General features: G+C 43.3%; 31 protein-coding genes and 1 riboswitch. Of the genes, 18 read left to right on the plus strand and 13 right to left on the minus strand.

The genetic code is table 11. The annotated features are described in order from the left end of the window. Positions 1 to 83 precede the first annotated feature (83 nt). Genes M1K46_RS20485 through thrB form a run of 3 tightly spaced genes read left to right on the plus strand, consistent with a single transcriptional unit; the run spans position 84 to position 3348 of the window. Positions 84 to 1382, plus strand: a complete 1299-nt coding sequence (locus M1K46_RS20485; protein WP_256227501.1) for a homoserine dehydrogenase — start codon at positions 84 to 86, stop codon at positions 1380 to 1382. Beyond that, positions 1379 to 2440, plus strand: coding sequence for a threonine synthase (gene thrC / locus M1K46_RS20490; RefSeq protein ID WP_053357309.1), 1062 nt, complete (start codon positions 1379 to 1381; stop codon positions 2438 to 2440). The genes M1K46_RS20485 and thrC overlap by 4 nt, the downstream gene beginning before the upstream one ends. Continuing rightward, positions 2437 to 3348, plus strand: coding sequence for a homoserine kinase (thrB, locus tag M1K46_RS20495; RefSeq protein ID WP_256227502.1), 912 nt, complete (start codon positions 2437 to 2439; stop codon positions 3346 to 3348). Before thrC ends, thrB begins: the two co-directional genes overlap by 4 nt. Positions 3349 to 3392: 44 nt before the next feature. On the opposite strand, the gene M1K46_RS20500 is transcribed toward thrB, so the two are convergent. Continuing rightward, positions 3393 to 3632 carry a NifU family protein gene (locus tag M1K46_RS20500; RefSeq protein ID WP_053357311.1) on the minus strand — a complete coding sequence of 80 codons (240 nt, stop codon included), beginning with the start codon at positions 3630 to 3632 and terminating at the stop codon, positions 3393 to 3395. Positions 3633 to 3794: 162 nt separating this feature from the next. Between M1K46_RS20500 and M1K46_RS20505 the strand changes: the two genes are divergently transcribed. Beyond that, positions 3795 to 4121 carry a YuzD family protein gene (locus tag M1K46_RS20505; protein WP_062233208.1) on the plus strand — a complete coding sequence of 109 codons (327 nt, stop codon included), beginning with the start codon at positions 3795 to 3797 and terminating at the stop codon, positions 4119 to 4121. A 94-nt stretch (positions 4122 to 4215) separates the two neighbouring features. On the opposite strand, the gene M1K46_RS20510 is transcribed toward M1K46_RS20505, so the two are convergent. Further along, entirely contained in the window at positions 4216 to 5280 is a 1065-nt protein-coding gene (locus M1K46_RS20510) for an NAD(P)/FAD-dependent oxidoreductase (RefSeq protein WP_053357313.1), read from the minus strand. A gap of 232 nt (positions 5281 to 5512) precedes the next feature. On the opposite strand from M1K46_RS20510, the gene M1K46_RS20515 reads away from it, so the two are divergent. Then, on the plus strand, positions 5513 to 5749 hold the full coding sequence (locus M1K46_RS20515; protein WP_256227503.1) for a YuzB family protein: 237 nt from the start codon (positions 5513 to 5515) through the stop codon (positions 5747 to 5749). 83 nt (positions 5750 to 5832) lie between these two features. Here M1K46_RS20515 and M1K46_RS20520 read toward each other — a convergent pair whose 3' ends face one another. Continuing rightward, positions 5833 to 6042 (minus strand): hypothetical protein, encoded by a 210-nt coding sequence (locus tag M1K46_RS20520; RefSeq protein ID WP_256227549.1) that lies wholly within the window; start codon positions 6040 to 6042, stop codon positions 5833 to 5835. Beyond that, the gene (locus M1K46_RS20525) at positions 6012 to 6587 is read right to left on the minus strand and encodes an ECF transporter S component (protein WP_053357315.1); all 576 of its coding nucleotides are present in this window, start codon (positions 6585 to 6587) and stop codon (positions 6012 to 6014) included. Before M1K46_RS20525 ends, M1K46_RS20520 begins: the two co-directional genes overlap by 31 nt. Before the next feature lie 217 nt (positions 6588 to 6804). Further along, positions 6805 to 6975, minus strand: a riboswitch (FMN riboswitch). A gap of 458 nt (positions 6976 to 7433) precedes the next feature. On the opposite strand from M1K46_RS20525, the gene M1K46_RS20530 reads away from it, so the two are divergent. Further along, a complete protein-coding gene (locus M1K46_RS20530; protein ID WP_053357316.1) occupies positions 7434 to 7664 on the plus strand; it encodes a hypothetical protein in 231 nt (76 codons plus the stop codon). A gap of 105 nt (positions 7665 to 7769) precedes the next feature. On the opposite strand, the gene mqnE is transcribed toward M1K46_RS20530, so the two are convergent. Further along, positions 7770 to 8864: an aminofutalosine synthase MqnE gene (gene mqnE / locus M1K46_RS20535; protein ID WP_256227504.1), complete on the minus strand. Its 1095-nt coding sequence runs from the start codon at positions 8862 to 8864 to the stop codon at positions 7770 to 7772. Positions 8865 to 9217: 353 nt separating this feature from the next. Between mqnE and M1K46_RS20540 the strand changes: the two genes are divergently transcribed. From M1K46_RS20540 to M1K46_RS20555, 4 genes are all read left to right on the plus strand, one after another. Continuing rightward, complete coding sequence (locus M1K46_RS20540; protein ID WP_256227546.1) at positions 9218 to 9400, plus strand: aspartyl-phosphate phosphatase Spo0E family protein; 183 nt, start codon at positions 9218 to 9220, stop codon at positions 9398 to 9400. A gap of 83 nt (positions 9401 to 9483) precedes the next feature. Then, entirely contained in the window at positions 9484 to 9840 is a 357-nt protein-coding gene (locus M1K46_RS20545) for a HesB/IscA family protein (protein ID WP_256227505.1), read from the plus strand. Positions 9841 to 10105: 265 nt separating this feature from the next. Continuing rightward, a complete protein-coding gene (locus tag M1K46_RS20550) occupies positions 10106 to 10273 on the plus strand; it encodes a hypothetical protein (protein ID WP_156418874.1) in 168 nt (55 codons plus the stop codon). Further along, positions 10274 to 10540: a hypothetical protein gene (locus M1K46_RS20555; protein ID WP_256227506.1), complete on the plus strand. Its 267-nt coding sequence runs from the start codon at positions 10274 to 10276 to the stop codon at positions 10538 to 10540. Here M1K46_RS20555 and M1K46_RS20560 read toward each other — a convergent pair. The 3 genes from M1K46_RS20560 to M1K46_RS20570 all read right to left on the minus strand — a co-directional run bounded on the left by M1K46_RS20560 (position 10537) and on the right by M1K46_RS20570 (position 11995). Further along, positions 10537 to 10698, minus strand: a complete 162-nt coding sequence (locus M1K46_RS20560) for a hypothetical protein (protein WP_156316331.1) — start codon at positions 10696 to 10698, stop codon at positions 10537 to 10539. The genes M1K46_RS20555 and M1K46_RS20560 overlap by 4 nt on opposite strands. Positions 10699 to 10828: 130 nt before the next feature. Then, positions 10829 to 10999, minus strand: a complete 171-nt coding sequence (locus M1K46_RS20565) for a hypothetical protein (protein ID WP_156316332.1) — start codon at positions 10997 to 10999, stop codon at positions 10829 to 10831. A 15-nt stretch (positions 11000 to 11014) separates the two neighbouring features. Beyond that, positions 11015 to 11995, minus strand: coding sequence for an NAD(P)/FAD-dependent oxidoreductase (locus M1K46_RS20570; RefSeq protein WP_256227507.1), 981 nt, complete (start codon positions 11993 to 11995; stop codon positions 11015 to 11017). 349 nt (positions 11996 to 12344) lie between these two features. On the opposite strand from M1K46_RS20570, the gene M1K46_RS20575 reads away from it, so the two are divergent. From M1K46_RS20575 to M1K46_RS20595, 5 genes are all read left to right on the plus strand, one after another. Next, on the plus strand, positions 12345 to 13547 hold the full coding sequence (locus M1K46_RS20575) for an NAD(P)/FAD-dependent oxidoreductase (protein WP_053357323.1): 1203 nt from the start codon (positions 12345 to 12347) through the stop codon (positions 13545 to 13547). Positions 13548 to 13711: 164 nt separating this feature from the next. Further along, complete coding sequence (locus M1K46_RS20580; protein ID WP_053358493.1) at positions 13712 to 14185, plus strand: NUDIX domain-containing protein; 474 nt, start codon at positions 13712 to 13714, stop codon at positions 14183 to 14185. 142 nt (positions 14186 to 14327) lie between these two features. Then, positions 14328 to 14459: a YuiA family protein gene (locus M1K46_RS20585; RefSeq protein WP_175501778.1), complete on the plus strand. Its 132-nt coding sequence runs from the start codon at positions 14328 to 14330 to the stop codon at positions 14457 to 14459. A 102-nt stretch (positions 14460 to 14561) separates the two neighbouring features. Next, positions 14562 to 14879, plus strand: a complete 318-nt coding sequence (locus tag M1K46_RS20590) for a YuiB family protein (protein WP_256227508.1) — start codon at positions 14562 to 14564, stop codon at positions 14877 to 14879. 128 nt (positions 14880 to 15007) lie between these two features. After that, positions 15008 to 15697: a 3D domain-containing protein gene (locus tag M1K46_RS20595; protein ID WP_309144599.1), complete on the plus strand. Its 690-nt coding sequence runs from the start codon at positions 15008 to 15010 to the stop codon at positions 15695 to 15697. A 47-nt stretch (positions 15698 to 15744) separates the two neighbouring features. On the opposite strand, the gene M1K46_RS20600 is transcribed toward M1K46_RS20595, so the two are convergent. Continuing rightward, on the minus strand, positions 15745 to 16533 hold the full coding sequence (locus M1K46_RS20600) for a cobalamin-binding protein (protein WP_091003372.1): 789 nt from the start codon (positions 16531 to 16533) through the stop codon (positions 15745 to 15747). A gap of 13 nt (positions 16534 to 16546) precedes the next feature. Continuing rightward, positions 16547 to 17029, minus strand: coding sequence for a divergent PAP2 family protein (locus M1K46_RS20605; protein WP_091003375.1), 483 nt, complete (start codon positions 17027 to 17029; stop codon positions 16547 to 16549). A gap of 175 nt (positions 17030 to 17204) precedes the next feature. On the opposite strand from M1K46_RS20605, the gene M1K46_RS20610 reads away from it, so the two are divergent. The 3 genes from M1K46_RS20610 (at position 17205) to M1K46_RS20620 (ending at position 20203) form a co-directional block, all read left to right on the plus strand. Next, positions 17205 to 17591, plus strand: a complete 387-nt coding sequence (locus M1K46_RS20610; protein WP_256227509.1) for a DUF309 domain-containing protein — start codon at positions 17205 to 17207, stop codon at positions 17589 to 17591. 36 nt (positions 17592 to 17627) lie between these two features. Further along, positions 17628 to 19115: a leucyl aminopeptidase gene (locus M1K46_RS20615; RefSeq protein WP_256227510.1), complete on the plus strand. Its 1488-nt coding sequence runs from the start codon at positions 17628 to 17630 to the stop codon at positions 19113 to 19115. Between the two features lie 149 nt (positions 19116 to 19264). Continuing rightward, positions 19265 to 20203, plus strand: a complete 939-nt coding sequence (locus M1K46_RS20620; protein ID WP_091003383.1) for a cation diffusion facilitator family transporter — start codon at positions 19265 to 19267, stop codon at positions 20201 to 20203. Between the two features lie 332 nt (positions 20204 to 20535). On the opposite strand, the gene M1K46_RS20625 is transcribed toward M1K46_RS20620, so the two are convergent. The 3 genes from M1K46_RS20625 to M1K46_RS20635 are packed head-to-tail and all read right to left on the minus strand — an operon-like array spanning position 20536 to position 22194. Continuing rightward, positions 20536 to 20871: a YrdB family protein gene (locus tag M1K46_RS20625; protein WP_062233240.1), complete on the minus strand. Its 336-nt coding sequence runs from the start codon at positions 20869 to 20871 to the stop codon at positions 20536 to 20538. 17 nt (positions 20872 to 20888) lie between these two features. Further along, positions 20889 to 21560 (minus strand): MBL fold metallo-hydrolase, encoded by a 672-nt coding sequence (locus M1K46_RS20630; RefSeq protein WP_256227511.1) that lies wholly within the window; start codon positions 21558 to 21560, stop codon positions 20889 to 20891. Then, positions 21550 to 22194: a TetR/AcrR family transcriptional regulator gene (locus tag M1K46_RS20635; protein WP_091003389.1), complete on the minus strand. Its 645-nt coding sequence runs from the start codon at positions 22192 to 22194 to the stop codon at positions 21550 to 21552. The genes M1K46_RS20630 and M1K46_RS20635 overlap by 11 nt, the downstream gene beginning before the upstream one ends. Positions 22195 to 22325 lie beyond the last annotated feature (131 nt).

Raw genomic sequence — 22325 nt, forward strand, 5'->3', positions numbered from 1 at the left:
GGTTGTTTCAAACCCAAATAGGGTCTACAATTGTCCTTAATATAAAAACATATGTATTTCTAGTGAGGACAGGAGTGTTGGCAATGGTTGAAAGCGTATCTGTAGGATTATTAGGACTAGGAACAGTAGGAAGCGGAGTCGTCCGGATGGTGGAGGGTCACCAGGAGGAATTGCTTCACCGTGTAGGCTGTCCGGTCTACATAGAAAAAGTACTCGTACAAAATCTGGACAAGGAAAGATCCTGTACGATTAAGCCAGAATTATTGACAAGCAATGCTGAAGAGGTTGTGAACCACCCTGGAATAGATGTTGTCATTGAGGTTATAGGAGGTATCCAACTAGCAAGAGAATACATCTTGCAGGCCTTAAACAATAAAAAACATGTGATTACAGCAAATAAAGATCTTATGGCGCTGCATGGTGCAGAATTGCTGTCGGCCGCCGAAGAAAATGGGTGTGACCTATTTTATGAAGCGAGTGTAGCAGGAGGAATTCCGATTATCCGCACTCTTGTGGACGGCCTTGCATCAGACCGGATCACGAAGATGATGGGAATCGTAAACGGAACGACCAACTACATTTTAACGAAGATGGACAAACAAAATTTAACGTTTGAAGAAGTATTAAAAGAGGCTCAGGACTTAGGCTATGCGGAAGCAGACCCGACTTCAGACGTAGAAGGAATCGATGCTGCAAGGAAGATGGCGATTCTGGCATCCCTCGGTTTTTCTATGAACATACATCTTGATGATGTGGAAGTGAAGGGGATCTCCAATATTACAAGTGATGATCTAGTGTATGCCCGCCAGTTTGGCTATTCAATGAAATTGATCGGCAACGCAAGAAAAGATGGTGGAAAAGTCGAAGTGAGTGTGGAACCGACGCTGCTTCCGGATACACATCCGCTTGCTTCTGTACAAAACGAATATAACGCGGTTTACATTTATGGAGAAGCTGTTGGGGAGACCATGTTCTTCGGTCCGGGTGCCGGCCAGCTGCCTACCGCTACATCCATCGTGTCTGACCTTGTAGCAGTCGTTCGCAATATGCGCCTTGGCGTTAACGGAAAAAGTGTAGTGGCTCCTCAATTTGAAAAACAATTAAAGCAAGCAGATGAGATTAAAGGGAAGTACTTTTACCGGTTGCATGTCAAAGATGAAGCAGGAACATTTTCTTCTCTGACTTCAGTCTTTGCAGAAAATCACGTCAGCTTGGAAAAACTGCTTCAAAAACCAGTCGGTGAAGACGGGGTTGCTGAGGTAGTTCTCGTAACGCATACGACAACAAAGCACCAAAATGACCAGATATATCAGCAGTTACGGGATTCAGGGGTCGTTAAAGTAATTAAGAGCCATTACAGAGTAGAAGGAGGAGCACAATGAGCTATAAAGGACTAATTCATCGGTACAGGGAATTCTTACCCGTCAATGCCGCTACACCTGAACTTTCTCTGTTGGAAGGAAACACACCGCTTATTCCTCTTGAACACCTTTCAAAAGAATGGGGTATCGAGCTCTCCGTTAAATATGAAGGAGCCAATCCGACGGGATCCTTCAAGGACCGGGGAATGGTAATGGCCGTAGCGAAAGCGAAGGAAGAAGGAAGCAAGGCCATCATCTGTGCGTCAACAGGTAACACGAGTGCAGCGGCTGCTGCCTATGGGGCGAGGGCAGGGCTCCGGTGTATCGTAGTTATTCCTTCTGGAAAAGTGGCGCTCGGCAAGCTGGCACAGGCTAAAATGTATGGTGCGGAAGTGTTTGAGATCGAAGGGAATTTTGATGAAGCACTTCAGATGGTCCGCAGATTAAGTGAAGAAGAGCCGCTGACTCTCGTAAACTCTGTCAATCCGTTCCGTCTGGAAGGACAGAAAACAGCCGCGTTTGAAATCGTGGACGCGATGGGTTCAGCACCAGATGTGCTTGCCATTCCCGTAGGCAATGCAGGCAACATTTCTGCGTATTGGAAAGGATTCAAAGAATATCACGAGAAGAAGGGAAGCGGGCTCCCGAGGATGCAAGGCTTTCAGGCGGAAGGAGCAGCCCCGATCGTTAACAATGCCGTAGTAAAGAATCCAGAAACAATTGCCACTGCAATCCGAATCGGAAATCCAGCCAGCTGGAACTTCGCGGTCGAAGCTGTACAGCAGTCGAATGGCGGAGTGAACAGTGTCAGTGATCAGGAAATTGTAGAAGCATACCATCTGCTGGCGAAAAAAGAAGGCGTCTTTGCAGAACCGGCTTCGTGCTCATCCATTGCAGGCGTTTGGAAACTCGTAAAAAGCGGCAAGCTCGCAAAAGGAACAAGGGTTGTCGCCGTGCTGACTGGAAACGGGCTGAAGGATCCGGAGACAGCGATGGAGACGGTTTCTGTCAACCCGGTCAAAGTTTCCAATCAAATTGAAGAGCTGAGGGAGGCCATGAAGGGTTGTGTGCTTCAATGACCTTTTCCCCATTTTCCATCCAAGTTCCGGGCAGCACAGCAAATTTAGGACCCGGTTTTGATTCAATAGGAATGGCGATCACAATGTACTTAACCGTGAATGTGTTTCCGTCTTCACAATGGAAATTCACTTACATTGGAAATGAACTGCAAATACTGAACGGAGAAAAAACGAATCTTATACATGATGCAGCTTTGCTGGTTGCAAAGGATCATGGTAAAGAGCTGCCATGCTGCTCCATTGAAGTGGAGAGCGAGCTCCCTCTTTCAAGGGGACTTGGCAGCAGTGCGGCAGCAATCGTAGCTGGTATAGAGTGGGCAAACCGTGTGCTTTCGCTCTCTTTGTCTAAAAAAGAGAAATCCTTATATGCATGCAGAATGGAAGGGCATCCTGACAATGTGGTCCCTTCATTGATCGGCGGCTTAGCCGTCAGCAGCTACGGAGAAAACACGGTAGAAACGGTACAAATCCATGATTTATCAGTGGAAATGGTGCTTGTCATTCCGTCCTTTGAGCTTTCAACGAGCAAGGCAAGAGAAGCATTGCCCGAAAGCTTGCCTCACGCTCAGGCAGTTCAGGCGAGTGCGGTAAGCAACGTGTTAGTTGCTTCTGTGCTTACAAACGACTGGAAAACGGCTGGAAAAATGATGGAAAGAGATCTGCTGCACGAACCTTATCGCCAGTGCTGGTTTCCTGATTTTGCAGCAATTAAACAGAAAGCATACGACCTTGGCGCTTATGGAACAGCCATAAGCGGGGCAGGCCCGACAGTGATCAGCTTTGTGCCGGCAGGTTCCGGAGAACGCATCAGGGAACGGCTGGCATCAGCGTTTGAGGGTTATGTCTGCAGAATGGTTCTTCCTGATTCAAAGGGAGTTCGAATCGAACAGCTTTCTCTTCCGGCATAAAAAACCCCACTCCATTGAGCGGGGTTTTTTACATATCGCATTAATTAAAATACTTGTTCCAATTCAACGACACCAGGCACTTCCTCAAGAAGGGCGCGCTCGATACCGGCTTTTAACGTAATGGTGGAGGAAGGGCAGCTTCCGCAAGCACCCATCAAACGTACTTTAACAATACCGTCTTCGATGTCAACGAGTTCAACGTCACCGCCATCACGAAGCAAAAATGGGCGTAATTTATCTAGAACTTCTTCAACTTGCTCACGCATAGAAATTTCAGTAGTCATAATAAAATGCTCCTTTCATTAAAAACTTACTTTTATTATACGGGTTTTGAATAAAAAAATCCATGTGCGCGCATCACAACATTGAAAAGAATTCACCTTTATTAACGGAGCAGAATCTATTACAATAAAAGAAAGCAGGGGACTTCAAATTGGGGTGAGTAAATGGACATGAGTCAGATCATCATAAAAGTATTCGGCGGGGAACAAAAATGTGCGAGCTGTGTGAATCTCCCTACATCAAAAGAAACAGCGGAATGGCTGGAAGCGGCCATCTCACGGAAATTTCCAAATCAGCTCTTCAGTATAGAATACGTGGATATCTTTTCTCCAACAGAAGGAGAGAACCAGAAATTTGCTCTTCAGATTCTTGAGGAAGATCTGTTCTATCCGGTCGTTGTCATCAACAATAAAATCGTAGCAGAAGGGAATCCACGACTGAAGGATATTTATGAAATTATGGAACAGCACGGCTATCGGGATGTTGTCTAAATTGGTGAGTTAATAATTAGAAATAAAAGGGGCTATTTCGAGACAAAAGAAAATCCATGGTGTGATTGAAGATCATCCCATGGATTTTTTTACGTTAGTTTTGATATTTATAGAGCCAAAGAATTCCGGATTTTAAAAGACGGGGAACACGTCCGATGAGGGAAGCTCCACCCATCGTTCCGAATCCGCTCTTCTTGCCCAGGGATCCCATAACACCTTTCAGCTTGATTTCTTCAAGCTCTGGCATCGGTTCATTTCTCCATTTTTTAAGAAGGATATCAGAAATCTGTTCTGCCTGTTCTTCCGCAAGCTGAGCGCTTGGAGAGAATGGCATGCTTGCACAGTCACCGACCACATATACGTTCTCGTCGTTTGGGAGCTGGTGATACTTAGTCAGTTTGACCCGGCCTTGTGCATCTTTTTCCACATCCAGTTCACGAACGAGTTTGTTTGGCTGAATGCCTGCTGTCCAGACGATGGCATCACATTCAATGGCTGTATCGTGATTGTAGAGTACGTTTTCTTCTACTCGCGTAATATTCGAATTGTTGATAACTTCAACACCATGCTGAATGAACCAGTTTTGTACATAGTTGCTCAGGCGCGGTTTAAACCCGTTAAGTATGATCGGTCCGCGGTCGAAAAGCTTGATGTTCAAATCGGAACGGCTCTCGCGGAGTTCACTGGCTAATTCGACACCGCTCAATCCTGCACCGACAACACCGACAACTGCATTATGCGGAAGGTTATTTAATACCTGGTAGGTTTCGCGGGACTTGTCCACACTTTGAATGCTGAGCGTATATTCTGGAGCACCAGGGACATTATGATATTTATCTTCACAGCCTAAGCCAATGACTAATTCATCATAAGTCAAAGTTTCATCATCTAAAAGGTGGATTTGTTTTCCGTCAAAATCAAGGCCGGTCACTTCTCCGTATTTTACCTTAAGCTGGGGATGTTCAGGGAACGGAACCCGGATATGGTGGTCGGAAATCGTTCCAGCAGCCAGCGCATAATATTCAGTTTTTAAACAATGATAAGGAAGCTTGTCGATTAAGGTAATTTGGACGTCGGATGGAAGCTCAGATGCATTGAGCAGGCGCTTCATTAGGCGCATTCCCCCATATCCTCCGCCAAGCAATACTAGGTGTTTCATTGTCTTTCCCTTCTTTCTATGGCACAATGTGTACTAATCTCATCAATAATAGCAGTAAATCAACGTTTTCTACAGGCTTCAACGGAAGCGATTTCACATTCAAACACTTCTAAGTATAGCATTTTACTATAATTTCTCAACCATTTTAATGAAAAACTGAAGGGGACAAGTTAAAGGGTTTGACTGTCCTGTTCGTACAAGATAGGATAGAAAAGTAAGGCGAGGTGAAAAGATGAAGCCGATTATCGAATTTTGTGTCAGCAACCTGGCCAACGGCTCACAGCGTGCACTAGAGAAATTGGAACAGGATTATGACCTTGATGTGATTGAATACGGCTGTCTCGGATATTGTGGGCACTGTGCCCGTTCTCTATTCGCTTTAGTGAACGGAGAAATTGTACGCGGTGAAACACCGGACGAGCTGGTCGAGAACGTTTATAAATTTTTAGAAGAAAATCCGATGTTTTAATAAAAAACACGATTTCCTCCGCGGAAATGGTGTTTTTTTATATTCAGCGTTAGTTTGGCAACAAAGATGAAGTTCTAAACGACTTATAAATGCATTAACTGGCCAAAACGGGAATTTACTTGCCAAAAAACAGATTTTACTGGCGGAAATGAAAGAAATACTGGCCAAAACATAACATTTACTGTCCGATCAAACTTAATGTAAACTGCCTGGATCAATAGAAAAGCTGGCTCATCGAGTGAGCCAGCTTTTTCTGCATTTTTTAAGAATGCTGATATTGTCTGTTCAGCCAAGGCTGAATCCTTGTATATAACACAATGAATAAAATTGTGATAAGTAATCCTTTGATCACATTGAACGGTGCAATCCCTACTAAGATCAGGTTCAGCATCGCATCACCGGACATTTGCGGTGAGTTCAGGAACCATGTGTAAGCGGGAAGGATCAGCACGTAATTCAATACCCCCATCGCTAACGTCATTAAGACTGTTCCACTGACCAACCCTGCGGATAAGCCCTTCGTAGTACGGTATTTGCGGAAGAAATAGGAGACAGGAACAATGAAGATCGATCCAGCGATAAAGTTTGCCAGTTCTCCAACTGGAACCCCTGTCAGGTTGCCGACAATTCCGTAATGAAGGAAGTTCTTAATTGCTTCAACGGCAATTCCTGCGAGCGGTCCGAAGACAATCGCTGCAAGCAATGCAGGGACTTCGCTGAAGTCAATCTGCAGGAATGATGGAAGACCTGGAAACGGAAAATCCAATAACTGTAATACGTACGCAATGCTGCTTAGCATGGAAACAGCCACCATCTTATACACTTTTCCCTTTTGCATGTTGAAATCTCTCCTTTTGTTGCGCCATCTCTGATTTCAAATGCAGTGCACCCCTGACAACAATAGAAAACCCTTAGCTTTTTATAGAAGCTAAGGGAGAGTGTCAGGCATCATCAAATAAACATTTTAAGAACGGTATGTCCTTAGAATGCAGCTGAGCGAGGGCTCAGTCGTTTTACAATAGATCTCTTTATTGTAAAAGAACTGAACAATGCACCGTCATCTTCTCCCATCCAGACTTTACTGTCGGCTCTGGAATTACACCAGATCAGCAGACAAGAAGCAACGAAACGATGTGTTTCAGCTCTTCTCATGAGCTCACGGGCTGATGAAGAGGGAATCTTCAAATACCGCCGGTCGGGAATTTCACCCTGCCCCGAAGATGGATCGCTATTTTTTTGTAGAATACATTGCTTATTATACTACATAAAAAGGAATTTGGGAACCATTTTGACTTACAAAAGTTTAGTGGGTTTTTGGAAGTTGCTATTTCGTTTTCATTGTTGTACTTGATAGTGGTTGATTTCCGTTCCAGGCTGCTCGCTTTCCGCGGGGCGTGCGGTAAGCCCCACGGCGCAAGCGCCTTTGGGTCTTACCTGTCACGCGACCCCCGCAGGAGTCTCGCACCTTCCACTCCAATCAACTTGTCAAGGAAGATTCTATGCAGAAATGTTCAAAATGCAACAAGCTTTTTGAAAAAAGCCTTGGAAATAGAATAAGGTTATGAACCGAAAAGAATGGGTAAAAGAAATCACACAGATGCTTGGTCTTCTGGTATACAATAGGTAGGAAATAATCTATGCAAGGAGGGGAAATCTGGCTGTTCTGAGAAAGAAGCCAGTGGTTATGCTGACATTTGAGAATTCTTGGCCTTACGATAAAATGATGGACGATATCTATATAAATGAATGCCCGTTCTGCCATAAGTCCAATGTTCTGACGGCATTTTCTGAAGAAAAGCTGAACAGTGCAAAGGAAGGCATCAAGCAGCTGCTGGTCATGCCATGCTGCCACAGCAAGCTGACCATTTTAAACGCAGATGATGATTACTTCTGGACAGAAGAAAAATTAAGATAGGAAGAAAAGCTTCAGCGTCCTCATGGACTGGGGCGCTGAAGCTAGACATTACTTCCGTGAATTTACTTTAAACAAAAACTGCCGGATGCTTCCGGCAGTTTTTGTTTAATATTCTTTGATGATGTTATAGAATGTATCGCGTTCAACAGGTTTCTTGTTGGCTGTTTTTATTAAATGCACCAATTCTTTACGCGTAATGCCTTGAGAAGTGAGGGCACCAACAGAGTGAGAAATTCTTTCTTCAATCAAAGTTCCGTGAATGTCATCAGCACCAAAAGTCAAGGCCATCTGTGTTAATTGTACACCGATGTTGATCCAGTACGCTTTAACATGGTCAAAATTATCGAGCATCAAGCGGCTGATAGCGATCGTGCGCATGTCATCAAAAGCTGACGTACGCCGGGTAAGCCCCATGGAAGCTGTTCTTGGCTGCATCGCAAGCGGAATGAACACCATAAATCCGTTTGTTTGATCTTGAAGCTTTCGAAGTCTGTCCATATGAATCAAGCGTTCTTCTTTTGATTCAATAGAACCGTACAGCATGGTTGCATGAGTACGAAGTCCAAGACCGTGAGCAATCTCATGGGCTTCCAGCCATTGATCGGTAGAAGCTTTATCCGGACTCATTTTTTCACGATAGCGTTCAGTTAGAATTTCTGCACCGCCTCCTGGCATCGTGTCCAGTCCTGCTTTAACAAGTTCCTCTAATACTTCTTTCATGGACAAACCAGATAAGCGTGCAAAAAACTCAATTTCTGCTCCTGTATAGGCTTTGATTGCAGCATTTGGATAATGTTTTTTTAGAACACGAATGGTGTCCAGATAGTAGTCAAAAGGCACTTCATTATTATGGCCGCCGACAATATGGAATTCGCGGATATTATCATTCCATCGCTTTTCAACATACTCAAGCAGCTGTTCTTCGTTCATTGTATAGGCGCCTTCTTCACCAGGTTTCCGCTTGAAACCGCAGAAGCTGCAAGTTGCTTCGCATACATTGGTTGGGTTAATGTACATATTTTCAATAAAATAAACATTATCGCCGTTTTTCTTCGAATTCACTTCATTCGCCAATTGAGCGACACCTAGTATATCGTTGGTTTCATATAAAAAAAGGCCGTCCTCAATTGAAAGTCGTTCACCGTTACGGATTTTTTCAGCAATGTCCTGAATTTTTGTTTCTTGTGTAATGATTGCCATTCCTTTTCCCCCGTTTCAATTAATATGTATATACGTTCTATTGTGCAGGAAAGAATCCCGCGAAATCAAACTTTTTGATTAAAAGCTTTTTTCTAGAGCTAGTAAAAACGCCCGAAGAATACGCAGTCTATTATACGCTCATTTATTTGGGAGGACAAGGAAGGAACGAATTACCATCAATGTCACATTCGTGTAACAAACGTTAAAGATTGTTTACTTTTTAGAAATAATAAAGACAAAAGGGTGAAAATATAGCAGAATACATAATATTGAGTGTCTTATATTGTAAAAAAATTGAAGATGAAGTAGAATAATGGAACCACCAGGTATTGAACCAGGGAGTGTTGCCCGTGATGAATGTAGCTGATTGCGAACGGCTAATCGAATATAATGAGCAGATAGAAGTGCTCCGCCAAGAGATGATTAAAACGGCTGATCTATTTGGTCTGAATCATCCCCAAGTATTGAGCTATAGCCGTAAAATTGATGAAACCCATAACCTCATATTAAAGATTGAAAGAGAAAATTCATTTTAAGGAGCAAGCCTAAACCTTGAGAGTTTTGGTTTGCACTTGTATAATATAGTTATAAAACCTTCAATGAAGGAGAGTGTACAGAGATGATCGTAAACTTTACAGATGCGGCAGTAGGCAGAATTAAAGAGATGCTTGCAGCTGAAGAGGAATCAGGACTTTTTCTTCGTGTCGGTGTAAAAGGCGGCGGATGCAGCGGCCTCTCATACGGCATGGGCTTTGATAAAGAAACCCAGAGCAATGATCATGAAGAGGAGATTAATGGCCTTAAAATTGTTGTGGATGATGAAAGTGCCAAGATTTTAAATGGTACAACTGTTGATTTTAAGCAGAACATGATGGGCGGAGGATTTACAATCAATAATCCGAACGCGATCGCTTCATGCGGATGCGGTTCTTCATTTAAAACTGCAACCAATACTGGTACTCCTGAAGAGTGCTAATCATATAGAAAAAACCTCCTCGTAAGCCGCTGATGGCTGACAAGGAGGTTTTTTTTGTCTAGCTACAGTGCCTGAGGCTGTGTATTGGTTCCAGCGCTTGTACCCACAGGGCATAAGTGCGACATTGGCTCATAAAAACATGAGCCGTGTCTTCTTTACCGGACTTTAGCAGGGCACTTTCGCTTTTCTGTGTGCAATTTTACCGGCGGCAGAGAATATGTTTATACCACTTGAAAAAAATCAACCTGTAAAGGGAGAGAAAAAAGTGGAGATGATGAACCGTAATTTACGATTCATGGGAAACATATTGTCGTGGCTGCTGGCGAGTTTTTCGGTACTGCTCGTTATGGCAGCAGGTTATGCAATGGGTGGATGGCTAGGAATCTTGCTGATCAGTATCCTGTGGGTGCTGCTTTACTGCAGTGTGTCATAAATGAAGTATGTAATCGAAATACGCAGGCAATCCAAAGGGAGGCCAGGTCTTACGGTAGAGATTGAGTTCAATACGAAGGAAGAAGCGGAAGCCTATCTGCAAAAGACATATGAAGATTACGTTAAAGGTCAGGAAGCAATGGTGGATTATGAAACCATAACAATCAATGAAGAACTATTTCAAAAAGAAATAATAATCCGGAAACGAAATGAAAAAGGAAAAAAGGTGTTTAGCTTACTGCTAACCACCTTCATAAAAGATTTTTAGTTGCCCAAATACAAAAGAAAGAACAGCCCGATAAGGTCAGATAAGACGGAAAACCCGATATACATCCACTTTTTTCTGCCGGCATTCCGGCTGCTTGCCATCATTAATCCGGTACCAAGTATAAAGAAAACAATTCCAATGATGATGAATGTGTTCATTTGTAATCTCCTTATTTATGTAGAAAAAAACCCGGTGTGCCGACACCGGGTTATATTTATGGGTTTATGAGCAGAACTTGTCTGCTGATGTCATTGTAGCATACTTACCACGGCAAAACCAAGAACCACTTTATTCCAGTGAGCCTTTGACTTTTTCCAAGAGCTGCTTGAGCTCAGGGAGGGCTGCCTGAACATTTTCAAGAAACGATTCATCTGTAATGTGCAGTGATCCAATCTTACGCTGAAGATCCTGCAGCAGTTCAGCAATGTAAAGTTCATCTTCGGTCCATTGGCGATTCATAAATTGAATTTCCTCCTAAAATAAGCTGCTGCTGTGTTGTGGCTGGGTTTTTGCTTTTGGATCTATATAAGTTTTGGCATTGTTAATAGCGGTAGGTGCTTCACCAAAACCTGCAGCGATCAGTTTTACTTTTCCATCATAAGAACAGATGTCTCCTGCAGCATAAATTCCTTTGGTGTTCGTCTCCATTCTTGAATTTACGACGATGGAGTTGCGTTGAATCTCAAGTCCCCAATTTTTAATCGGCCCGAGTGAAGAAACGAATCCATAGTTGACGATAACGGCATCGACTTCAACTTTTTCTTCCACATCTTCGTTTTCCAGAATGACATGGGTTATCTTTTCGCCGTCATTCACGAGTTCTTTGATCTGAAATGGAGTTTTGATTTTTACGTTTGAGCTCAGCAGCTGTTCTACACTATGTTCGTGCGCGCGGAACTTGGGCCTCCGATGGGTAAGTGTAACTTCATTAGCAACAGGTTCAAGCATGAGTGCCCAATCGACCGCAGAGTCACCGCCGCCTGCAATCAAAACTTTTTTACCTGCAAACGCCTGAAGGTCATTCACGAAATAATGAAGGTTCTTTCCTTCAAATGCTTTGGCATCGTCAAGCTCCAGCCGTCTTGGCTGGAAAGCTCCTACACCGGCTGTGATGATGACCGCTTTGGAATAGTGTTTATTTTTATCTGTTGTCAGTTCAAAATGTTCTTCTTTTTTCTCAACGTTTTGAACGGATTCTTCAAGCACAATTTCAGGGTTGAACTGCTCTGCTTGGACTTTTAGGTTATTCACAAGCTCCTGGGCGAGAATCTTTGGAAATCCTGCTACATCATATATGTATTTTTCGGGATATAAGGCAGCGAGCTGTCCCCCGAGCTGTGGCATGCTTTCAATGATCTTTACTTTCATTTGGCGCATTCCCCCATAGAATGCTGCAAACAATCCTGTTGGACCTCCGCCAATTATCGTAACATCATACAGATTTTCTTCTGTCATACTTCCACCCCCGAGAATATTTTCATTCTTCCCTCCATTATAGTAAGAATGAGAGGGAAAGGAAAGAATAATGCCACCAATGTACGTTCTTTGTCGATGACTGTTCTGTAAGGCTGTATTTATACAATAGGTAGGAGACTGTGTCAACTGATTATGCCTTTTTTTCAAAAAACGGTTGAAATATAAGAAGAAAAGGACTAAGATAAAAAAGGAAAAAACATGGGGGAATTGTGACAGTTTTCGTCTTTATTTTTATCCTACTACGTGAAATACGTCACAAACTTTTTGTCTATCATATTTCCTTATTGGTTAGGTAAAACTATAAAAAATCTGAACTGGAAGTGATCATATGAGTAAGCCAAAAATATTAATTATTGGTGGAGGATATGGCGGGATGATGTCAGCTGTCCGCCTGGAAAAAGAGCTTGGTTTAAACAATGCGGATGTTACGCTTGTGAACAAGCACAACTATCACTACCAAACCACATGGCTTCATGAAAATGCGGCAGGTACGCTGCACCATGATAAAACACGCATCATGATTGATGACATTATCGACACGAACAAAATCAACTTTGTACAAGATACAGTCGTTGAAATCAAGAAGGATGAGAAGCGTGTTATTCTTGCAAATGGAGAGCTAACGTACGATTACCTTATCATTGCTCTTGGATCAGACCCAGAAACATTCGGCATCCAAGGTTTGAAAGAAAATGCGTTCAGCATTCGCAGTATCAATTCTGTCCGTGAAATCCGTGAGCACATCGAATATAACTTTGCTCGTTACAACAACGAAGGACAAAAACAAGAACTAATCAACATCGTTGTCGGCGGTGCTGGATTTACTGGAATCGAGTTTGTCGGTGAACTGGCTGACCGTGTTCCTGAACTTTGCAAAGAATACGATATTCCTCGTGAAAAAGTCCGTATCGTTAATATTGAAGCGGCTCCTAATGTTCTTCCAGGCTTTGACGAAGAGCTCGTTGAGTACGCAATCAATAATCTTGAACGCCGCGGTGTAGAATTCCTTGTAAACACACCGATCAAAGAATGTAGCGAAGACGGAGTTCTTCTTGCTTCCGGTGAAGAAATTAAAGCAGCTACTGTTGTATGGACTGGCGGAGTACGCGGTAACCACTTAGTAGAAGAAGCTGGCTTTGAAACAATGCGCGGACGTGTAAAAGTAGAGAAAGACCTTCGCATGCCTGGATATGACTATATCTTTGTAGCTGGAGACTGTGCTCTTATTATTAATGAAGAAATTAACCGTCCTTACCCTCCAACAGCTCAAATCGCTATTCAGCAGGCTTATACAATCGGCCGTAACCTGAAAACGCTCATTAATGGCGGAGGACAGATGGAAGAGTTCAAACCGGATATTAAAGGTACTGTAGCTTCTCTTGGTAAAGGTGAAGCAATCGGTGTCGTTGGAAACAAAAAACTATTTGGTTCAACAGCATCTGCGATGAAAAAAGTCATCGATAACCGTTACCTTTTCTTGCTTGGCGGAGTACCAATGGTCATCAAAAAAGGAAAGCTTAAATTATTTTAATAAATGACACCATGATATGATGAGAGCAGAAGTCCTTCGGGGCTCTGCTCTTTTTTTGGTTTGGAATTTGATGGAGTGTGATTGAATCGCCATCAGTATGCGATGCATGATAGGAATGTAAATCAACCATAAGCTTTTTTAAAAGGAGATATTTTATGAGTACAATGAAAAAGAGAGGAAGTGTCTGGCTCGCAGCGGCAGGGCTGGTCATCCATGACGGCAAATGCCTCGTTGTAAAAAAGAAGTATGGCGGGCTAAAAGGCAAGTGGTCCATTCCTGCAGGGTTTGTGAATCCGGGTGAAACGGTGGATGAGGCGGCTGTAAGAGAAGTGAAAGAAGAAACAGGGATCCAGAGCAGGGCTGTGAACGTGGTCGGTATACGAACTGGTGTCATAAAGAACGAAATCAGTGACAATATGGTCGTTTTTCTGCTGGAGCATATAGGAGGAGAGATCCGTCCTCAGCAAGAAGAGATTGAAGAAGCAAGGTTTCTCACTCCGGAGGAATTAAGGGATGATCCGGTTACTTCCATGATGGTCCACCATTTTCTCAATGAGAAAAAAGAAACCGTTAATGAGCATTTAAATCCTGGAGATATATTCGGCTATACTTCTTATAAAATTTTTGATAATCGTTGAAATTGTATGGAATTTGGACATATTTAATGATAAATTAAAATGTTTACGCTTACATGGGTGATATGGCCGGAAATGCTCCCTTTTCAAGTTTTTGGATTCTTGATATATTATCAGAAAATTCAAACAAGGAGAGTGTCATCTTATGAAATCGTCAACAAGAACAAAAGCACAGGAAAAGTGTCAATATTGTGAAGGTAAGGGGTATTTCCAGCTTCTTCTAGGTGGCTCTGAAACTTGTGAAGAGTGTTGTGGAAGCGGAAAAAGGGAGAGATAAATAAGGAAGGAGCACCGTGATGCGGTGCTCCCTTTTCTTTATCCTTATATTGACTTTAATCCCCTATTTCAGTAAACTAGCTTTGAATATGGGGGTGAAGGAATGTACTTACCGCAATTATTTATTTCCATGCTATTATTTATCGTTCTTTTCTTTGGAATCGGTTTCCTTTTAAACATGCTTCTGCGTTCAACATGGATTATGGCTGTTATTTATCCGGTTGTCGTGATTATGATTATTGATCATGTGAAATTTTTTAAATACTTTTCAAGTCCCGGAAAAAGTTTTGCAGAACTCGGCGAGGACTTTATCCATCTTCAGGCTGTAGACATTTGTATCCTGGTTAGCGGAATGGTCGGAGCGATTTTTGCCGGCATGGCCATCAAGATGCTGCGCGTCAGAGGCTATCAAATGTTCTAGAATCTTCTATGATTAATAGAAGGTTCTTTTTTTTATGCTCATTGCCGGGCTGAAGCCCCTTCTGCGGTATAAAACTCACTTTTCTTGGAAAATACTACGTTTTAGAGAGGAGTGAAAGTTTGCGTTTTATACCTACTGCCATAAAACGGCTTATGATGACAGCTATGTTTATCCTTGCTCTGCTTACGACCTTGCACTCAATCTCGGGTGTCGAGGCTAATGATGTATCAGATTGGGCATCTTCCGAACAGAAAGGTAAGCAGGATGGATTGTTGCGTTCATTGAACATTGAATTGGCAAAGTATATTGCCGGGGCCCTTGAGAATGTCCCATCATTCTGGGATAGGGAGTTTACTGTAACAACAGAGCCGGAAGCAGAAACAGCAGCATCCCCACTTGATCATTTTGATGTAACTCCCTACCCCTCAGTAACGGTAACAGCTACAGGCTATACTGCAGGGATAGAGTCCACTGGAAAAAATAAAGCTCATCCCGCTTATGGGATCACAAAATCGGGGTTAAAGGTAAAACGTGATCTTTATTCCACGATTGCCGCAGATCCTGCTGTTTTTCCCATCGGCACCATTCTGTTCATTCCCGATTACGGGTTTGGCGTAGTGGCTGATACGGGTTCAGCCATAAAGGGAAAAAGAATAGACCTATACTATGAGACGACGAAAGACGTCTATGAAAAATGGGGCAAAAAGACGTTAAAGGTCTACGTGATTCAAAAAGGATCCGGGAAATTGACCGAGCAGGAGCTCAAAACGTGGAATGAAAAAAAATCCATGCAGTTCTATCGAAAACAATTGTATTAAAAAAGCTTCGAGCCCGCTGGCTTGAAGCTTTTATATTGTATTATGAATTACTTTGCTGTACGAGCCGGCTGTTTCCACAGCACTTGATGCAGTTTCTTCAAACCGTCAATCAGCCTTGGTGACGGCCGGCAGAATAGATGTTCTTCAAGGATATGTACCTTGTTCTCCTTTACTGCTCTAAGATCGGCCCAGCCAGGGCGTTTCTCCAGAAGTTCCGGTTTTACTTTCTGTTTTCTTACTCCTACCCAAGCGATGCAGATCTCGTCAGGATCACGTTTAATAACATCATCCCAGGTTGTTTGAACACTTGCCAGCTCAACGTCTTCGAACACGTTCTCAGCTCCGGCAAGGTGTGAAATCTGAGTAAGCCAGTTCAGCTTTCCTGGTGTGAAAACAGGCTTAGGCCACCATTCCCAGTACAGCCTTTTTTTCTCCTTTATTCCTGCTGCAAACGACTGAAATTCATTAATGGTTTCTTTATATTGAGAAACGAGATAGTCGGCACGCTTCTCCACGCCGGTCCTTCTGCCCAAATCTTTTAAATCCCCAGCGATATCCTCAAGCGTATTGGGGTTGTAAACTACATGCGGAAGATTGCGCCGTTTCAGTTCTTCTATATTCTTTTCCATACCAGGAACACTTAAGGAGGCAATCACGAGATCCGGTTTAAGTTCCTCGACCATGTCCATATTGATGGATAGATCAGGGCCGAGCCGAGGCAAGGTGCGCACTCGTTCAGGCCAGTCGGAAAAGTCATCAACCCCCACCAGCTGTTCAGTTAACCCAAGATAATCAACAAGCTCTGTATTGCTCGGACAAATAGATATCAATCTCATGAATCGTCACCCCTTAAAGAACGAAGAAAAGCCAGTATACAATCAGTGTTTGGATAATTCCGAGCAGTGCGCCATAGAATACCTCATCCGGCTGGTGTCCCAGAAGCTCCTTTAATTGTTTGTGCTTTTCTTTCACGTCAGTTTTTTTCATTGCCTGGCTGACTTCCACATGTTCCCGGAAATCAGTTACTAACTTATTCAATACGGCAGCCTGTTCTCCTGCATGCCATCGAATTCCTTTCGCATCATACATAACAATAATGGCAAACATAGCAGCAACGGCAAAAATAGAGCTGCCCAGGCCTTCTCTGAGAGCAACTCCTGTTGCAAGCCCTGTAACAGCAGCGGAGTGAGAACTAGGCATGCCTCCTGTACTGATAAACAAATCCCATCTCACTTGTTTTGTCTCCAGGTAGGTAATCGGTATTTTCAAGAATTGAGCCATTAATATTCCTAATAAGGAAGCAAGTAAAGGAAAATTGAAAAATAGGTCCATAGATCGTCTCCTCGCAGCCTTTTTCTACAATGTATCGAGATAAGGTTGTTCTAATGCTTTCATAATACCCTTTTTTTGTTGTTTGCAATCTTATAGTTCTGCCATGAATGACGTCATTCGAAAGGAGATAATGTGCCTTCTGTTATCATAATAGGGAAGGGATGGCGGAGAACAGATGGATTATCCGAAGGAATACTATGAGTTTTTCATTTCGTTCAATGAGGGAGATTATTATACGTGCCATGATCTGCTGGAGGAAATGTGGATGACGGATAAGAGAAATTATTTTCTAAAAGGGCTGCTGCAGATGACGGTAGCGATCTACCATTATGAGTATGGAAATGTAAAAGGAGCAAGAGCCATGATGCATGCCGCCCACAACTACCTCCAAGAGTATCGGCCTTTTTATTGGGGGATAGATCTTGAAGAGGTGTATCGTTTTATTGAAGCCTGTTTGAAAAGAATACCTCATGAGATGGACAGTGTCGCTTTTGAGGATGCGGATAAACTGCCGGCTTTGCCAGAATTGATCCTGCTACTAAATGACCTTGAAGAAGAATAAACTGACATTAGCATACCGTGCAAAAGGAGGATGTGCATGTTCACCGTAAAGGCAAATTGGAATAAAGACAATGCGGAAGATGCGTTGTTGATCGGCATCTGGTCCGATCACAAAAAACTGGATGGAATTGCTGCCGTACTTGATGAGGCCTTTAATGGCCATATCACCGAGCTTTTGCGGGAAGGGGATGTTTCCGTGATGGCAAAATCAGTCACAAAGCTCCATACGTTTGGCATCGTGGGAGCCAAACGGCTGTATTTTATCGGATTGGGAAGGCGGGCGGAAGCAACTTATGAGAGCATAAGAGAGGCGTTCGGGAAAGCGGTTCAGATGCTGAAGCGGGAAAAGCGGGAAAAAGCCGCTATCGTTCTGGAAACCTTTGAAAACGACAGACTGTCTTCTGAGAAACTTGCCCACGCTTTTGCAGAAGCAGTCGTGGCGGGAAGCTATGCCTTTGAAAACTATAAGGAACGTTCCAATGAAAGAGATAAAAAGCTGACAGAAATTACGGTATATAGTTCGGACAGCCAGACAGGTGCAGGGCTTTCGACAGGCCATGCTTTTGGTGCAGGAATCAATACAGCACGCAATCTTGTGAACACTCCCGGCAACCTATTGACTCCGAAAGACCTCGCTCGGGCAGCGATGGAGATTGCCATCAAATACGGGATGGAATATGAGATTCTAGAGAGGGAGGATATGGAACGGCTAGGCATGGGAGCGCTCCTTGCCGTGTCACAAGGTTCCGATGAGCCTCCAAAAATGATCACAGTGAAATACAAAGGCCGGGACACGTGGGATCATGTTCTTGCCCTTGTAGGCAAGGGCCTGACGTTTGATTCAGGCGGCTATTCCATCAAGCCGGGTGCCAACATGCATGAAATGAAAAGTGATATGGGAGGAAGCGGATCTGTGCTTGGAGCGATGGAAGCAGTGGGGCGGCTGAAACCAAAGACCAACATCCTTTTTGTTATTCCGTCCAGTGAAAACCTGATTAACGGAAAGGCGATGAAGCCTGGAGATGTTTTTACTTCACTCAGCGGTAAAACGATTGAAGTCCGTAATACTGATGCAGAAGGAAGACTGATTCTTGCGGATGCCATCACCTATGCAAAAGAAATGGGTGCTGACTATCTGGTGGATGTGGCTACATTAACCGGTGGTGTCGTAGTGGCGTTGGGAGATTGTACAACTGGAGCTCTTACGAACGACGAAGTGTTTTTCAAACAGGTGAGCCAGTCTGCAGGACATGAAGGAGAGCTCCTTTGGCTTCTGCCAAGCCATCAGCCCTTTAAGGATATGCTGAGGTCGAGTGATGTAGCCGATCTGAATAACTCCACAGGACGGTTAGGCCACGCGATTACCGGTGGGCTGTTTGTCGGGGAATTCGCTGGGAAGACCCCTTGGGTCCATCTGGACATTGCGGGTACAGCGTATTCCTCCAAGCCTTCGAACCTCGGTCCAAAAGGGGCTACCGGGGTCATGGTACGGACATTGGCCAGGCTGGCGATGAATTTCAAATAATACAGCAAGAAAAAGCATGGCACCTGTCATGCTTTTTTACATACTCTGAAAAGAAAAAGAGGATTGCAGGATTCCAGGAGTTGTATTATAATATAATTATTATTACTTTATAATAATTTTAAAATACATAAAGGAAAGGGGATTGTTCAATGGCTGATTACGATTATCACCATCTCCCACATGTAAAAGTGCAGAGCCGGTCAAAGAAGACGTTGTGGATTACCCTCTTGCTGACCCTGTTTTTTACGATCGTTGAAGTAATCGGCGGGCTGATCTCCAACTCACTTGCACTATTATCGGATTCTGCCCACATGGTCTCTGATGTGCTGGCACTCAGTTTAAGCATGCTGGCCATTTACCTCGCTACCCGGCAGCCGAATGCCAAATTCACTTTTGGTTTTTTGCGTTTTGAAATCATCGCTTCCTTTCTGAACGGGCTTGCCCTGGCTATCATTGCCATTGGTATTTTTATTGAAGGCATCAAGCGTTTTATCAAGCCGGAAACAATCGATTTTAAATTGATGCTGATCATCGCAGTGATCGGCTTCACCGTGAACCTTGTGCTGACCATTGTCCTAAGCCGAAGCATGAAGGAAGAGGAAAACTTAAATGTAAAAAGTGCTCTCTGGCATTTTATCGGAGATCTGCTGAGCTCAATCGGGGTTATTATCTCTGCTATTCTCATTAAATTTACCGATCTATATTTCTTTGATCCTCTGATCAGCTTGATCATCGGCGGGATCATCTTTACAGGCGGCTACAAGATTATAAAAGAATCCTACATGATCCTAATGGAATCTGTTCCAGAAGGTTTGGATCTAGAAGCGATCCGAGCGGATATTTATCAAGTAGAAGGGGTAGAAGATGTTCATGAGCTACATCTATGGACGGTGACCAGTGATCACCATTCTCTTACCGCCCATGTTTTCATTAATGAAAACATTCAGCCGTTCTGTGTCATTCTTGCCATTAATGAGATGCTGAAGGACAAATACAAACTCAAACATACAACCGTTCAGATTGAACACGCTACCATCCATCACCATGGAGAGTACGGCAAGCAGTTTTTAGAAACACATAAATCCTAAATTTCTTTTTGTGAGTTCTTCAAAATGGTGAAGGGCTCTTTTTTTCGGGTGCAAGGAAATGGACATAACTGCTGCATATTGATTAAAATGAGGACAATACTTATGCTACAACCGTAAAGGGGTTCTCTATGAGCGAAAAGAAATCATTGGCAGCACGCATTTTTTGGTACATCATTTTAGCGATACCTATTTTAATTATTGTATTTACTATCGTAGCGTTATTAAGAAACGTATTCTAACCTAGCCTAGGTATGTACTGTATCCCGAATGATGGACACTAAAAAACGTTCATTATTCGGGATTTTTTATGAAGAAAATAGGGACTAAAGAATTTATAATCTAAAAAACCGTATGAGCAAAAGATCAATGCTGGCGATCAGGAAAAAAATAAGGGCCGATTTAGAGTGTCCGGAGGTATAAAGCGCAATGGCACCAGCAGCAAACACAGTGAGCTGAAGCAGGGTACGCAAAGAAATAGGGATCGGAATCGATGCCTTTGGAGAAAGAAGCATTCCCCAAAAGATTGCAACCAGAAGCGGAGCAGCTAGGCAGAGAACATACTTCGAAAATCCGCTGACCATGTGAAATCCCCAGTATCCAAAGGCTCCCAATACAAAGAGCTCTGATAAAAAAAGCACACCTAAAAGAAAGGGCCCCAATATGGCCATGATGATTCCCCGCTTTCTTATTGAATTCCTGCCTTTATACGATAGTCAGCCATCTGTGCTTCGGGATGAAGAACTTTGTCTCCGTGGCAAACCTCAAGACGTTTCGGGTTGAGCTGGCTGACGATGGAGCTGCTCCTGAAGGCTTCCTCCATATCAGCCGTAAACATCGGCATCGGTTTTTTAAGCCTTCCTTTCTTGGAAGTGAACAGATCACCTGCAAGAAGGACCTGATCTTCTTCGTGGTAATAAACAGTGTGGCCGGGAGAGTGCCCCGGAGTCAGGTAGGGTCTTATTCCATCAATGAGTTCCAGTTCACCCTCGTTTCCAGCAGACAAGGGCTGGGTAATGCCCTTTGAGACCGATGCAACAGCCTTCTTTCTGCGGGGATAGGAAAGGTCACCTTCCAGATAAGGAATTTCAAGTGAATGGGCGTATACCGGAACATCATGATCCTTCAGAATGGCTGAAATAGATCCGGTATGATCCGAATGGCCGTGTGTCAGCAATATCCTTTGCAGAGGACCGGCATTCAGCTGATTTATCGTATTCAATATTCCTTTCGCCATCATCGGAATTCCTGCGTCTACAAGAGTGATTCCTTCTTTACCGCGAACAGCCCAGACATGGATCGGTATGATCATCCATGTTTTCAGGCTCCAAATATGAGGGGAGATCTGTTCAACTTTCATGGTTATTCGCTCCTTGTTTTATGATTTCATGAAAACCGAGAAAAAGGGCTTCTACGCTTTGTTCAAAGGTGGGTGATAGACGAACAAGGAGCTCTTGAAGAGGCTCTTTATGATTGAGGTAGGTACTAATAATGCCGTGCAGGTTGTAGAAAAGGATACGGGCAAAGGCAAGGGATTGTTCATTATCAGAAATACCGAGCACATCTTTCAATACACTCATTAACAGCTGGAAAAGTTCAATCCGGACTTTGTTGATCTGCAGTTTTGGATTTTGTTCATCCACTCTGGAAGAACTGGCAGTGATAAATGTGGTGTACATACTCTGATGCAAGAGACAAAATTCAATAAAGGTCCGGCAGATGGATTTTAATTTAGCGGAATCGCCCGCATCCTGGCGATGAGAGATATCCTCCAGCTGCAGTTTAAGCTCCTGTAAGAGCGGCATCGCTAAATGATGGAGCAGCGATTCTTTGTCTTTATAATAGAGGTAGATAGCTGTGTGCGAGCATCCGGCTTCTTTTGCGATTTCTCTTATCGTTACTACTTCATATCCACGCTTGCCAAAAAGTTTTCCAGCTGCTTCAAGGATGTTTTTCTTGGTTTCTTCCGAACGCAGTTCTTGCTTGTTTGCCATAAAACATCACTCCTAACCATTGGTTACTAACCACTGGTTATAATATATTCGATTCATCATATAATTGTCAAAATTTTTTTTTTGACAAAACTTTCTTACTGGATGTTGGGTTAAGCAGCATAAAAAAAGAG

The organism is Fictibacillus sp. WQ 8-8 (assembly GCF_024494405.1).
Taxonomy (GTDB): domain Bacteria; phylum Bacillota; class Bacilli; order Bacillales; family Fictibacillaceae; genus Fictibacillus_C; species Fictibacillus_C marinisediminis.

Bases quoted from the DNA above. Each gene is read 5' to 3' on its own strand.
- M1K46_RS20485 (WP_256227501.1), top strand. From the start codon at position 84: ATGGTTGAAAGCGTATCTGTAGGATTATTAGGACTAGGAACAGTAGGA.
- thrC (WP_053357309.1), top strand. From the start codon at position 1,379: ATGAGCTATAAAGGACTAATTCATCGGTACAGGGAATTCTTACCCGTC.
- thrB (WP_256227502.1), top strand. From the start codon at position 2,437: ATGACCTTTTCCCCATTTTCCATCCAAGTTCCGGGCAGCACAGCAAAT.
- M1K46_RS20500 (WP_053357311.1), bottom strand. From the start codon at position 3,632: ATGACTACTGAAATTTCTATGCGTGAGCAAGTTGAAGAAGTTCTAGAT.
- M1K46_RS20505 (WP_062233208.1), top strand. From the start codon at position 3,795: ATGGACATGAGTCAGATCATCATAAAAGTATTCGGCGGGGAACAAAAA.
- M1K46_RS20510 (WP_053357313.1), bottom strand. From the start codon at position 5,280: ATGAAACACCTAGTATTGCTTGGCGGAGGATATGGGGGAATGCGCCTA.
- M1K46_RS20515 (WP_256227503.1), top strand. From the start codon at position 5,513: ATGAAGCCGATTATCGAATTTTGTGTCAGCAACCTGGCCAACGGCTCA.
- M1K46_RS20525 (WP_053357315.1), bottom strand. From the start codon at position 6,587: ATGCAAAAGGGAAAAGTGTATAAGATGGTGGCTGTTTCCATGCTAAGC.
- M1K46_RS20530 (WP_053357316.1), top strand. From the start codon at position 7,434: ATGCTGACATTTGAGAATTCTTGGCCTTACGATAAAATGATGGACGAT.
- mqnE (WP_256227504.1), bottom strand. From the start codon at position 8,864: ATGGCAATCATTACACAAGAAACAAAAATTCAGGACATTGCTGAAAAA.
- M1K46_RS20540 (WP_256227546.1), top strand. From the start codon at position 9,218: ATGAATGTAGCTGATTGCGAACGGCTAATCGAATATAATGAGCAGATA.
- M1K46_RS20545 (WP_256227505.1), top strand. From the start codon at position 9,484: ATGATCGTAAACTTTACAGATGCGGCAGTAGGCAGAATTAAAGAGATG.
- M1K46_RS20555 (WP_256227506.1), top strand. From the start codon at position 10,274: ATGAAGTATGTAATCGAAATACGCAGGCAATCCAAAGGGAGGCCAGGT.
- M1K46_RS20560 (WP_156316331.1), bottom strand. From the start codon at position 10,698: ATGAACACATTCATCATCATTGGAATTGTTTTCTTTATACTTGGTACC.
- M1K46_RS20565 (WP_156316332.1), bottom strand. From the start codon at position 10,999: ATGAATCGCCAATGGACCGAAGATGAACTTTACATTGCTGAACTGCTG.
- M1K46_RS20570 (WP_256227507.1), bottom strand. From the start codon at position 11,995: ATGACAGAAGAAAATCTGTATGATGTTACGATAATTGGCGGAGGTCCA.
- M1K46_RS20575 (WP_053357323.1), top strand. From the start codon at position 12,345: ATGAGTAAGCCAAAAATATTAATTATTGGTGGAGGATATGGCGGGATG.
- M1K46_RS20580 (WP_053358493.1), top strand. From the start codon at position 13,712: ATGAAAAAGAGAGGAAGTGTCTGGCTCGCAGCGGCAGGGCTGGTCATC.
- M1K46_RS20585 (WP_175501778.1), top strand. From the start codon at position 14,328: ATGAAATCGTCAACAAGAACAAAAGCACAGGAAAAGTGTCAATATTGT.
- M1K46_RS20590 (WP_256227508.1), top strand. From the start codon at position 14,562: ATGTACTTACCGCAATTATTTATTTCCATGCTATTATTTATCGTTCTT.
- M1K46_RS20600 (WP_091003372.1), bottom strand. From the start codon at position 16,533: ATGAGATTGATATCTATTTGTCCGAGCAATACAGAGCTTGTTGATTAT.
- M1K46_RS20605 (WP_091003375.1), bottom strand. From the start codon at position 17,029: ATGGACCTATTTTTCAATTTTCCTTTACTTGCTTCCTTATTAGGAATA.
- M1K46_RS20610 (WP_256227509.1), top strand. From the start codon at position 17,205: ATGGATTATCCGAAGGAATACTATGAGTTTTTCATTTCGTTCAATGAG.
- M1K46_RS20615 (WP_256227510.1), top strand. From the start codon at position 17,628: ATGTTCACCGTAAAGGCAAATTGGAATAAAGACAATGCGGAAGATGCG.
- M1K46_RS20620 (WP_091003383.1), top strand. From the start codon at position 19,265: ATGGCTGATTACGATTATCACCATCTCCCACATGTAAAAGTGCAGAGC.
- M1K46_RS20625 (WP_062233240.1), bottom strand. From the start codon at position 20,871: ATGGCCATATTGGGGCCCTTTCTTTTAGGTGTGCTTTTTTTATCAGAG.
- M1K46_RS20630 (WP_256227511.1), bottom strand. From the start codon at position 21,560: ATGAAAGTTGAACAGATCTCCCCTCATATTTGGAGCCTGAAAACATGG.
- M1K46_RS20635 (WP_091003389.1), bottom strand. From the start codon at position 22,194: ATGGCAAACAAGCAAGAACTGCGTTCGGAAGAAACCAAGAAAAACATC.